The organism is Stenotrophomonas sp. LST15-1-1.1, assembly GCF_040815575.1.
GTDB lineage: Bacteria > Pseudomonadota > Gammaproteobacteria > Xanthomonadales > Xanthomonadaceae > Stenotrophomonas > Stenotrophomonas lactitubi_B.
In genome coordinates, this window is record NZ_JBFPNJ010000001.1 from 1445302 (window position 1) to 1456640 (window position 11339).

Here is an 11339-nt window from a genome sequence, read left to right on the forward strand (position 1 = left end):
CAGCCACCGTCCAAGGTCCGTTATTGCTCGGCCGCCACAAACCCACCGGTCTGCCGCGCCCACAAGCGCGCGTACAGGCCGCCGGCCTCGATCAGCTCGGCATGGGTACCGGTCTCGACGATGCGGCCCTGGTCCATCACCACCAGCCGGTCCATGCGCGCGATGGTCGACAGGCGATGGGCGATCGCGATCACCGTCTTGCCACCCATCAGCTCGTCCAGATTGTCCTGGATCGCCGCTTCCACTTCCGAGTCCAGCGCCGAGGTGGCCTCGTCCAGCACCAGGATCGGCGCATCCTTCAGCAGCACGCGGGCAATCGCAATTCGCTGACGTTGGCCACCGGACAGCTTCACGCCGCGCTCGCCGACATGCGCGTCGTAACCACGACGCCCTTCGCCGTCGACCAGCGTATCGATGAACGCCTCCGCGCGCGCTTTGGCCACCGCCGCGCGCAGCTGCTCATCGGTTGCATCCGGGCGGCCGTACAGCAGGTTGTCGCGGATCGAACGGTGCAGCAGCGAGGTGTCCTGGGTCACCACGCCGATCTGCTGGCGAAGGCTTTCCTGGGTGACGTAGGCGATGTCCTGGTCGTCGATCAGGATGCGCCCGCTTTCCAGGTCGTACAGCCGCAGCAGCACGTTCACCAGCGTCGACTTGCCGGCACCGGACGGGCCAACCAGGCCGATCTTCTCGCCCGGCTTCACCACCAGGTCCAGGCCAGCGATCACGCCACCCTTCTTGCCGTAGTGGAAATGGACGTCCTGGAAATGCACACCGCCACGTGTCACCTGCAACGGCACCGCATCCCCGCGGTCCTGCACGGTCAGCGGCTGGGCGATGGTGGTGATGCCATCCTGCACCGTGCCGATGTCCTCGAAGATGCCGTTGATGGTCCACATGATCCAGCCGGACATGTTGTGGATGCGGATCACCAGACCGGTCGCCAAAGTGATCGCGCCGACGGTGATATGTCCGCCATTCCACAACCACAACGCCAGGCCGCAGGTACCGGCGATGAGGAACCCGTTGACGATGGCGATGGTCAGGTCCATGCCGGTGGTGATCCGGGTCTGCGCGCGGTGCTTGACCGCCAGTTCCTGGATCGAATCGGCGACATAGGCCTGCTCACGGCCGCCGTGGGCGAACAGCTTCAGCGTGGGAATGTTGGTGTAGCCGTCGACGATGCGTCCCATCGCCTTGGAGCGCGCCTCCGACGCGATCCAGGCCCGCTCCTTCGCGCGCGGCACGAAGTAGATCATGATCACCACGTAGGCCAGCAGCCACAGGATCAGCGGCACCATCAACCGCCAGTCGGCCTGCGCGAACAGGTACAGCGCGGTGCCGGTGTAGACGACGATGTACCACAGCGAATCGACCATCTGCACCGCCGACTCGCGCAGCGAGGTGCCGGTCTGCATCACCCGGTTGGCCATGCTGCCGGCGAAGTCGTTCTGGAAGAAGCTCAGGCTCTGCCGCACCACGTAGTTGTGCATCAACCAGCGCGAGCGATTGCTCAGGCCCGGCACGATGGCCTGGTTGACCAGCAGGTTGTGCAGGCCGACCAGGATCGGGCGCGCGATGACCGTGATGAACAGCATCCAGCCGAGGGTGTCGGCATGGCGCTGGAAGAAGTCCGCGCCGGGCTGCTCGGCGACCATGTCGACGATGCGGCCGAGGAAATCGAACATCGCCACTTCCACCAGCGCCAGCAGCAGGCCGGCGATCAGGGTGGCCAGCAGCACCGGCCACACCGGCCGCAGGTAGTGCAGGTAGAACGGCACCACGGTGCGCGGCGGCATGCGCCCGTCAATGGGCGGGAACACCGGAATCAGGGATTCAAACCAACGGAACATCGCATTCCCTCGCCATCGATAGCCGGCGGAGTATCCCACGCCGCGTGTGTACGCCGGCCGACGATCGCCCCCGTTCCCGGGTAGCGCCGGGCCATGCCCGGCGGCGTTATTTCACCGGAGTGAACAGCAGATCCTGGAAATCGAAGCTGAAATCGGTCAGGTCGGAGATCGGCTGCATGCGCACCTCGCGCACTTTTCCATCCGGGTCCAGGCTGAAATTCACGAACGCATCGGCATTGAGCGAGCGATCATCCCAGCGCACGATGAAGGTGTCGTGCTGCCAGTGTTCCAGGCGGCCGCTCAGCTGTGAGGTCTTCGCAAAGCGCAGTCGCAGACCCTTGCCTTCCGCGCGGATGACCATGTCGCCATACCAGCGGTCGCGGTAGGTCGCCGCATACCCGGCCAGCGGCAACGACGGCCTGCTGCCCTTGTCACGCTCCGCCTGGTGCTTGGCCCAGGCTTCGTCGGCCTTGTCCTGGCCCTTGGCCACGCCCTTGGCATAGGCATCCACCCAGTCGTGCTTTTCACCGCCCAGGTAGGCATCGAGCACGCTCAGCGTGATCGCATTGAACGCCGCACCCACTTCCTGGTTGGTCAGCACCACCACGCCCAGCTTCTCGCCCGGCACCAGGGTCAGCCGCGAAACCATGCCCGGCCAGCCACCGGTGTGCCAGACCAGCTTCTGCCCGCGATAGTCGCTCAGGCTCCAGCCCTCGCCATAGCCGGCGAAGTTGGCCCGCGCCGGCGCCAGCTCCGGCACGCTTGGCGCCGGAATCGTCTGCGGCGTGATCATCTGCCACATCTGCTGCTGGCTCTTGGCGGTGAACAGCGGCGTGCCATCGGCCAGCTTGCCTTCGGCCAGCTGCACCTGCATCCAGCGTGCCATGTCATGGGCACTGGAATAGATGCCACCGGCACCGGCGTTGTTCGACCAGGTCAACGGCGCAACGGTACGCAGATCCTTGAAATCGTACTTGGCATGACCGACCGCAGCGTTGTCGCCGGCCCTGAGGTGATCGGCGTTGTAACGCGTGCCGGCCATACCGACCTTGTCGAAGATGCGCGTCTGCAGGAACTGCTGGTAGCTCATGCCCGAGACGTGCTCGATCACCTGCTGGGCGACCGCATACAGGATGTTGTCGTAGGCATAGCGCTCGCGGAAACCACCTTTCAGCGGCACCTGGCCAAGGCGCTGCACGACTTCGGCATTGCTGTAGGAGGTGGTCGGCCAGAACAGCAGGTCGCCCGCGCCCAGGCTCAGGCCGCTGCGATGCGAAAGCAGGTCGCGGATCGTCATCTGCCCGGTCACGAACGGATCGGACATGCGGAACGATGGCAGGTGATCGATCACCTTGTCGTCCATCTTCAGCTTGCCGTCCTCGGCCAGCAGATTCAGCGACGTGGCAGTGAAGGCCTTTGTGTTGGAGGCGATGGCGAACAGGGTATCGGCCTCGACCGGCGCCGGCTTGCCCAGTTCACGCACGCCCCAGCCGCGCTCCAGCACCACCTGCCCGTCCTTGACCACGGCCACGGCGATACCGGGCACGTCGAACTGCGCGCGCACGCGCTCGACGGTCGCATCCAGGTCCTGCAGCTGCTGCGGCGTCGCCGCATTGGCCATGGTCGTGCACGCGAGCAGCACGGCTCCTCCGATCCAGGTTTTCATCCAGCACCATCTCCGAACAGGGGTAGCGGCCATGTGCAGGCCGTCACCGGGGTTTCGCGCGATGGTAACGGTCCCGGGTGCAGCCTGCCCTGTGCCATAGGAGGGGTGTCATGGGTGCGAACGGCCAGAGCAGCAACGGCTCCACCATCATTCCGTGCCTGCGCTATCGCGATGCGCTGGCCGCCATCGACTGGTTGCAGCGCGCGTTCGGTTTCCATGCGCAGGCCGTGTATGCCGACGGCGATACCGTGCACCACGCACAGCTGGTGTTCGGCCAGGGCATGATCATGCTCGGATCTGCCAGCAACAGCGGCGAATGGGCCAAGCTGGCGGTGATGCCCGATGAAGTCGGTGGCCGGCAGACCCAGAGCGCCTGCGTGATCGTCACCGACGCCGACGCCCACTACGCGCGGGCCAAGGCCGCCGGTGCACGCATCGTCATCGATATTGCCGACCAGCCCTACGGTGGACGTGGCTATGCCTGCGCCGACCCGGAAGGCTACCTGTGGTGGTTCGGCAGTTACGATCCGTGGCGGGCGGAACACGCGCAATGACGGCACGATCAGCGTCTGCGCTGCCGGTCCGCTGCGGTATCGGCGGCTGGGTGTACCCGCAATGGCGTGGTGGCGCCTTCTATCCACAAGGGTTGATCCAGCGCGAAGAGCTGGCCTACGCCAGTCGCGCGTTGCGCTGCATCGAAATCAACGGCACCTTCTACCGCACCCCGACAGCGACCCAGTGTGCGCAGTGGGCCGCGCAGACGCCAGACGGTTTCCGCTTCTCGATGAAGGCGCCGCGCCATCTGGTGCAGCGCCGCGATCTGTCGTCCACGGTCGAGGCAGCGGGCTCGTTCCTGCAGGCAGCCATCGCTCTCGGCGACAGGCTCGGCCCGTTGCTCTGGCAGTTCGACCCGCAGCACCCGGCCGATGCCGAGGCGCTGGACGCCTTCATGGCACAGCTGCCACAGCAGCGGGAGGGAACAGTGCTGCAACATGCGCTGGAGGTGCGCAACGCCAGCGTCCATGGGCCGGAACTGGTTGAAGCGGCGCGCCGGCATGGCGTGGCCCTGGTGATCGAAGACAGCGACGAGTCACCGTTGCACGGCGACATCACCGCCGGCTTCGTCTATGCACGGATCAAACGCAGCCAGGCCCGGCTGACCGAAGGTCTTCCCATGCCGATGCAGCAGCGCTGGGCCGGTCGCGCGCGGAGGTGGGCGCGAGGCGAGGCGGTGGATGACCTGCCCTGCCTGGCCCCACCGGCCGCTGCTGTGCCGCGCGAGGTCTACCTGTTGTGCATCGGCGCCGGCAAGGTGCGCAACCCAGCGGCGGCGATGGCGCTGCAACGGCTCATCGAGGGCGACTGAACGCCTGCAGATGGGCGTTGCGCGCGGCCTTGCCTCACAATAGGGCGATGACCACACCCGACACCCGCAAAGCGCTTTGGCAGATCCACTTCTGTGTCCTGCTGTGGGGCGTCACCGCCATCCTGGGCAAGTTGATCACCCTGCCCGCACTGCCGCTGGTGTGGTGGCGGATGCTGCTGGTGGTGGCGATGCTGGCACTGCTGCCGCGGGTCTGGCGCGGGCTGCGTACGTTGCCGCTGCGGCTGGTCGCCGGCTATGCCGGCATCGGTGCACTGGTCGCGCTGCATTGGCTCACGTTCTATGGCGCGGTGAAGCTGGCCAATGCCTCGGTTGCTGCGACCTGCATCGCGCTGGCACCGGTGTTCACTTCGATCATCGAACCCTGGGTGGCCAAACGCCCGTTCCAGATGCGCGAGCTGGCGTTTGGCCTGGCCGTGCTGCCCGGTGTGGCGCTGGTGGTGGGCGGCGTGCCCGACGGCATGCGCCTGGGCGTGTTGATCGGTGCGCTCTCGGCCCTGCTGGTGGCGGTGTTCGGCTCGCTCAACAAGCGCATGGTCAGCCATGCCGATCCGCTGACGGTCACCGCGCTGGAACTGGGCGCCGGCACCATCACCCTGACCCTGCTGGCACCGCTGATGCCGTACCTGCTGCCGGCGCTGGCCAGTCCGTTGTGGATCGTTCCCGACCTGCACGACGGCATCCTGCTGCTGGTGCTGGCCGGTGTCTGCACGCTGCTGCCGTTCGCCCTGGCCCTGGTCGCGCTGCGCCACCTCAGCGCCTACACCGTGCAGCTGGTCACCAACCTGGAACCGGTCTACGCCGTGTTGCTGGCCGTGGTGCTGCTGCGCGAGCAGCATGAAGTCACCCCGTGGTTCTACCTGGGCGTGGCGATCATCGTCGGTGCCGTGTTCCTGCATCCGCTGCTGAACCGCCGCAAGCGCGTGCAGCATCCGGAGATCCTCGGCACATCCGAAGCGCGCAACATCGCCGATTGAGTGTGTCCGCGCATAGCGCGGATCTTCCCGGTACCCGTCTCAGCGCTGCGGCCAGTGCCAGGCCGGCGCATCCAGCAGGCCCTGCCCGCTCAGCAGCGTCCGCCCGTGCTCCTTGAGCAGGTGCATCGAGTGGCAGTGCGGCGCCTGCTCCAGCGCGGCGATCAAGCGCGTGGCATGCGAAACGACCCAGACCTGGCTGCGCGCACTGGCGGCGATGATCAAGCGTGCCAGCGCCGGCAGCAGGTCTGGATGCAGGCTGGTCTCTGGTTCGTTGAGTACCAGCAGCGGCGGCGGCCGAGGCGTGTGCAGCGCCGCTGCCAGCAACAGGAAACGCAACGTGCCGTCGGACAGTTCGGCCATCGACAGTGGCCGCAGCAGCCCGGGCTGGTGGAAGCGCAGCGCGAGCCGGCCATCCAGTTCCTCGAAGCTCACCGTCGCCCCCGGGAATGCATCCTCGACACTGCGCGCCAGCGCCTGCGGATCGCCAATTTCCAGGATCGTCACCCAGGCGGCGGCGAGGTCGCGGCCGTCGTGGTGCAGCACCGGGGTGCGGGTCGCCATTGCCGGTTGTCGCGCCGGGGCATCGGCATCGCTGCGGAAGTGGTCGTAGAAGCGCCAACGTCGGATGTATTCGCGCAAGGTGATGGCTTCCGGCATGCGCTGCGGATCACCCACCTGGGTGAACAGGCTGTCGAACAGCGACAGTCGGTCGTCCACCAGATCCCAGCCGCGCGCGTGCCGCTGCCGCACCAGCGCACCGCGGCGGTCGACCAGCAGATTGGCGCTGCGCAGGAAGGGGCCCGCCCAGATTGCTTCGGCCTTGATCTGGGGGTCCAGCGCAAAGGCCGATCGGCTTGGCGGCGGATAGCCGAGGTCGATGGCGTAGCCGAATTCATCGGTGGCGAAGCCCAGCTTGAGCCCCACCGATTCCTGCCGCGGTCCGCCCTGAAGCGGAATCTCACCGGCCAGCACGCGGCGGTCGATCTTTTCCGGACCGGCCCAGAGTGCCGAACCCAATCCGCCCTCGCGGGCGAGCACTGCGGCAACACCGCCCTGCGCGGTTTCCGCCAGCAGGCGCAGCGCGCGGTACAGGCTGGATTTGCCACTGCCGTTGTCGCCGGTGACCACGTTGAGCCGCTGCATCGGCAGCACCAGCGCATGCAGTGATCGGTAGTTGGCGATGGCCAGGGTCTGCAGCATGGTCGACGTCCTTGCGGTGAGACGTTGAGGGTGCAGCACGGGTATCGCAATGGCTGCGACAGCACTGGAAGGCGCGGGCCAACCACGCATGGCGTGGGTCTACCGCAGCCGCGCGGGCGCTCAGGGCGCCACTTCCACCCGGTTGCGGCCGGCGCCCTTGGCCCGGTACAACGCGGCATCGGCACGGACCAGGGTCTGTTCAGACGTTTCACCGGGCTGGTGCTGGGCCACACCGATGCTGATCGTCACTGGAAAGCCCAGTGGTAGGTTGGACACCGCCACGCGCAGGAACTCGCATTGCAGTTCTGCGGTGCGCAGGTCCACGTCCGGCATCAGTGCGACGAATTCCTCACCGCCATAGCGTGCGGCCATGCCGCGCCCGGCGAAGTGCGAGCGCAGCAGTACCCCAAGTTCGGCCAGCACCCGGTCACCGGTCGCATGGCCCTGGAAATCATTGATGTGCTTGAAATGGTCAATGTCCACCAGCGCTACGCAGGTCTGCCGATGGCTGCCATCGGCGGCGGCCATCGCTTCCTCCAGCGCTACTGCCATCGCACGCCGGTTGGGCAGGCCGGTCAGGGCGTCGGTACGGCTCTGTTCGGCCAGGTCGGCGTTCTGGGCCAGCAGCACATCGTGGTACTCCGACAACAGGCGTTCGTAATCGTGGCGCTCGAGCATGTGCCGCTGGATATCCAGCGCGAAACGGCGCAGCTCCATCACCACCATCACCTGCCGGGACAGCGCGGCCAGCGCTTCGGCCTTGTCGGCCGCCAGCTGCTGCGGCCGCGCGTCGAACACGCACAGGGTTCCCAGCGGCAGGCCGTCGCTGCTGATCAACGGCGCACCGGCATAGAAACGCACGTGAGGGTCGCCGGTCACCACCGGGTTGTCGTGGAAGCGCACGTCCTGCAGCGCGTCCTCGACCACCATGATCTCCTGCGGCTGCAGGATCGCATGGCCGCACATCGATTCACTGCGCAGGTTCTCGGCCGCATCGATGCCCTGTATCGCCTTGAACCACTGCCGCTCGACGTCGATCAGGGTCACGGCCGCCATCGTCGTGCCGCATACCGCCTTGGCAATGGCGACCAGATCATCGAACGAGCGTTCCCGTTCGGAATCGAGGATCCGGTAGCGGTACAGCGCCTCCAGACGCAGCGCTTCGTTGGCGGGCTTGTCGGGCTTGATCATGCAGCGTCACGTTCCGGCAGGTCGCCGCAAAGTCTAGCTGATGTAGAGCCGCACCCATGCTCGGCTGCACCCGGGCAACGGCAGCCGAGCATAGGCTCGGTTCTACACACGTCGTTTACCAGTCCTGCTGCTGCGGCAGCAGGCCATGCAGCTCCTGCTCGGTCAGGTTGCGCCACTGGCCCGGTTTCAGCGCACCGATCTTGATGTTGTCGATGCGTACGCGCCGCAGCTGCGTCACGCGGTAGCCGAACTCGGCCGACATCAGCCGGATCTGCCGGTTCAGGCCCTGCTGCAGGATGATGCGGAAACCGAACTTGGCGATCCGCGAGGTCTTGCACGGCAGCGTCATCTGGTCATGGATTCGCACGCCGCGAGCCATCGCGCGCAGGAATTCGTCGGTGACCGGCTTGTTCACCGCCACCAGGTATTCCTTCTGGTGGCCATTCTCGGCGCGCAGGATCTGGTTGACGATGTCGCCGTTGCTGGTCATCAGGATCAGGCCTTCCGACTCTTTATCGAGGCGGCCGATCGGGAAGATGCGCTGTTCGTGGCCGACGAAGTCGACGATGTTGCCCTTCACCGTGCTTTCGGTGGTGCAGGTCACGCCCACCGGCTTGTTCAGCACGATGTACACGTGACGGCGGGCGCCCGGCTTGCGGGCAGTGCGCACGCGCAACGGCTGGCCATCGACCAGCACCTTGTCCTCCTCGCCGACCACCGCGCCGGTGCCGGCGGCATGGCCATTGACGGTGACGCGGCGGGCGGCGATCAGGCGATCGGCCTCGCGACGGGAGCAGAAGCCGGTGTCGGCGATGTATTTGTTGAGTCGGCTGGTCATCGCCCCATTATCCGGCATCGTCGCCCTTCCCGCCTCATGCCGTGGTCAATGGATCTTCGGTCTCTCCATCGAACACCCGGTTGCGGCCACTGCGCTTGGCCACGTACATGGCGTGGTCGGCGCGCCGCAGCAGGGCCGCCAGGTCATCTTCGGCCGGCCGCCACTGCGCCAGGCCGATGCTCGCGGTCACCTCCAGGCCATGCACCTGCAGGTCCCGGCAGGTCTCGGTGATGCGCTGGCGCAGGCGTTCCAGGCGGGCGGCCGCGATCTCCCGCGGCATGCCCGGCAACAGCAGCAGGAACTCCTCGCCCCCCATCCGCACCACCTGGTCCTCGCTGCGGACAGCGGCGCGAAGCGCGCGGGCCACGGCCACCAGCACCTGGTCGCCGACCTCATGGCCGTGGCGATCATTGATGTCCTTGAACAGATCGATATCGAGGAAGCCGATCACCAGCGGCCCCCGCTCGCGCTCGCCGCCCTGCAGATGCTGGGCCAGCTGGTGCAGACCGGCGCGGCGGTTGGGCAGGCCGGTCAGCATGTCGGTCTCGGCGAGCTGGCGCATTTCGTCACGCTGCTGGCGCAGCCGGCCCAGGCGCAGGTTGAGCGCGTAGGCCGCCATCATCAGCAGCCAGGTGACCGCCAGCTGCAGGGCCTCCACCCGGTACTCCATCAACCAGTGCGCACTTGCAGCGTCGGCCACGATCAGCACCAGCATCGGCGCCAGTGCGGCCAGTCCTGCCAGCGACCAGACATCGCCGCGCAGCCGGGCCCAGATGCCCATCGCCAACGACAGTGCGCAACCGACAATGAAGGTCCCCTGCAGGATCTGCGCGACCACGCCCAGTCCATCGCGCTGCAACCACGGCACCACCGCCGCCAGCATCAGCAGGGACCACAACACCAGTTGCTGGCCAAGGCGCGAACGTGGCAGTACGCGGTCACCGCCGTTCAGGCGCCACAACGCCGGCAACACCAGTGCCTGGGTCGCCGCAGTCAGCGCCAGCAGCCACCCGTCCCCACGCCCGCCAACCCGCAGCCAGGGTTCGGGATAGCCGCTGAGGCCACCGAGGATCGACTGCCACAGCACCAGCACGAGGGTGGCGCCGATGTACATCAGGAAACTGCGGTCACGGGTGGTCAGATAGGCCATCAGCGCCGACAGCGCCAGCGCGATTGCCACGGCGATGCAGGCGGCGCGCACCAGCAGCCGGGCCGTGTCGTTCTGCTGCACCGGGCTGGGTGCGCCCAGCTGCAATGTCGGCACCCAGCGCGCCTTCAGCGGCGTCTGCCAGGAGACCAGGAAGGGTTCGTGGCTGCCGGCAGCAGGTACCGCCACCATGCCAATGCCCGCCCGGAAGCGCGAATCGCGGGTGCGCGCGTCCTGCATGTTGCCGCAGATCTCGCGGTCACCGTGCTGCAGCCGCACTTCGCCGGCGAAGACATTGAAGACATCCAGCGCCTGCGGCTCGCCGGACCAGCCTTCCGGCGGTGCATTCACCTGCGTCTGCTGGCGCGGCCCGGCCAGCATCTCCGGCGTGCACGCGCGATGGGGCGTAGGTTCGGCCGTCGCGGTGCCGACCAGCAGGTAATCGCGGCCGGCGTCGACGCTGCGCGCATGGCCCAGCCACGGCAATGCCAACCACACCAGCAGCAGGACAAGCACCGCCCCTGTTTCGAAACGCACCTGCCTGCCGCCCACGCCACGTCCTGTTACTGCTTACGTCCGCGCCCACTGCGCGTCGCCCCTGGCGGCATTATCGCAGCGGAATGCACCACCGATGTGTAGACCAAAGTGGCGGGGTGCTGGCCGGGCTGCCGCCCGGCACCCGCAGAGGCCGGAGCCGAAGCAACAGCGAAAGCGGGCTACCGAGGTGGGCGGGGCGGTATGGGCAGGCAGGACACGCCGTAAACCCATCCATGGGGGCTCGATGGCGCCATCCATGGCGCCAACGGTCCTGCCTGCCCATACCGCCCCACCCCTGACAGTGTCCGGCCATCTGGTAGATCCACGCCGTGCGTGGATGGATGTTCATACCGATTTCGAAATCATTGAATGGATTGGATGTCATCCACGCATGGCGTGGATCTACGCGTCGACCAAGGTCGACACCCACCAACAGCCGCGTGAACCTGTCGAAGGCGGGGTGGGTCCGGTTGCGGGGGTGTCCGCGGCATGGATGCCGCGGCCAAGCCCCCAGGGATGGGTTTACGGCGTCCCCCGCAACCGGAC

Annotated in this window: 9 protein-coding genes; 3 read left to right on the forward strand and 6 right to left on the reverse strand. The window is 66.9% G+C overall.

Annotated features, from left to right (window positions below; genetic code table 11):
* Positions 1 to 20 precede the first annotated feature (20 nt).
* Together smrA and MRBLST15_RS06715 are read right to left on the reverse strand one after the other, a co-directional pair.
* Positions 21 to 1853 (reverse strand): multidrug efflux ABC transporter SmrA, encoded by a 1833-nt coding sequence (smrA, locus tag MRBLST15_RS06710; RefSeq protein ID WP_367785510.1) that lies wholly within the window; start codon positions 1851 to 1853, stop codon positions 21 to 23.
* A gap of 106 nt (positions 1854 to 1959) precedes the next feature.
* Positions 1960 to 3519 (reverse strand): serine hydrolase, encoded by a 1560-nt coding sequence (locus MRBLST15_RS06715; RefSeq protein ID WP_312705004.1) that lies wholly within the window; start codon positions 3517 to 3519, stop codon positions 1960 to 1962.
* A 110-nt stretch (positions 3520 to 3629) separates the two neighbouring features.
* Between MRBLST15_RS06715 and MRBLST15_RS06720 the strand changes: the two genes are divergently transcribed.
* The 3 genes from MRBLST15_RS06720 to MRBLST15_RS06730 are packed head-to-tail and all read left to right on the forward strand — an operon-like array spanning position 3630 to position 5880.
* Complete coding sequence (locus MRBLST15_RS06720) at positions 3630 to 4073, forward strand: VOC family protein (RefSeq protein ID WP_312705003.1); 444 nt, start codon at positions 3630 to 3632, stop codon at positions 4071 to 4073.
* On the forward strand, positions 4070 to 4885 hold the full coding sequence (locus MRBLST15_RS06725; protein ID WP_265951489.1) for a DUF72 domain-containing protein: 816 nt from the start codon (positions 4070 to 4072) through the stop codon (positions 4883 to 4885). The genes MRBLST15_RS06720 and MRBLST15_RS06725 overlap by 4 nt, the downstream gene beginning before the upstream one ends.
* 47 nt (positions 4886 to 4932) lie before the next feature.
* On the forward strand, positions 4933 to 5880 hold the full coding sequence (locus tag MRBLST15_RS06730; RefSeq protein WP_367785511.1) for a DMT family transporter: 948 nt from the start codon (positions 4933 to 4935) through the stop codon (positions 5878 to 5880).
* Positions 5881 to 5919: 39 nt separating this feature from the next.
* Here MRBLST15_RS06730 and MRBLST15_RS06735 read toward each other — a convergent pair whose 3' ends face one another.
* The 4 genes from MRBLST15_RS06735 to MRBLST15_RS06750 form a co-directional block, all read right to left on the reverse strand.
* Positions 5920 to 7080, reverse strand: a complete 1161-nt coding sequence (locus MRBLST15_RS06735) for an AAA family ATPase (RefSeq protein ID WP_265951487.1) — start codon at positions 7078 to 7080, stop codon at positions 5920 to 5922.
* Positions 7081 to 7200: 120 nt separating this feature from the next.
* Positions 7201 to 8271: a GGDEF domain-containing protein gene (locus tag MRBLST15_RS06740; protein WP_312705000.1), complete on the reverse strand. Its 1071-nt coding sequence runs from the start codon at positions 8269 to 8271 to the stop codon at positions 7201 to 7203.
* A 115-nt stretch (positions 8272 to 8386) separates the two neighbouring features.
* Positions 8387 to 9109 (reverse strand): pseudouridine synthase, encoded by a 723-nt coding sequence (locus tag MRBLST15_RS06745; protein ID WP_265951484.1) that lies wholly within the window; start codon positions 9107 to 9109, stop codon positions 8387 to 8389.
* 34 nt (positions 9110 to 9143) lie between these two features.
* Positions 9144 to 10808 (reverse strand): sensor domain-containing diguanylate cyclase, encoded by a 1665-nt coding sequence (locus MRBLST15_RS06750; protein WP_312704999.1) that lies wholly within the window; start codon positions 10806 to 10808, stop codon positions 9144 to 9146.
* Positions 10809 to 11339: the final 531 nt, after the last annotated feature.

Excerpts from the sequence above, each read along its gene's own strand:
- MRBLST15_RS06735 (WP_265951487.1), bottom strand. The coding sequence starts at position 7,080 with ATGCTGCAGACCCTGGCCATCGCCAACTACCGATCACTGCATGCGCTG.
- smrA (WP_367785510.1), bottom strand. The coding sequence starts at position 1,853 with ATGTTCCGTTGGTTTGAATCCCTGATTCCGGTGTTCCCGCCCATTGAC.
- MRBLST15_RS06720 (WP_312705003.1), top strand. The coding sequence starts at position 3,630 with ATGGGTGCGAACGGCCAGAGCAGCAACGGCTCCACCATCATTCCGTGC.
- MRBLST15_RS06740 (WP_312705000.1), bottom strand. The coding sequence starts at position 8,271 with ATGATCAAGCCCGACAAGCCCGCCAACGAAGCGCTGCGTCTGGAGGCG.
- MRBLST15_RS06715 (WP_312705004.1), bottom strand. The coding sequence starts at position 3,519 with ATGAAAACCTGGATCGGAGGAGCCGTGCTGCTCGCGTGCACGACCATG.
- MRBLST15_RS06730 (WP_367785511.1), top strand. The coding sequence starts at position 4,933 with ATGACCACACCCGACACCCGCAAAGCGCTTTGGCAGATCCACTTCTGT.
- MRBLST15_RS06745 (WP_265951484.1), bottom strand. The coding sequence starts at position 9,109 with ATGACCAGCCGACTCAACAAATACATCGCCGACACCGGCTTCTGCTCC.
- MRBLST15_RS06725 (WP_265951489.1), top strand. The coding sequence starts at position 4,070 with ATGACGGCACGATCAGCGTCTGCGCTGCCGGTCCGCTGCGGTATCGGC.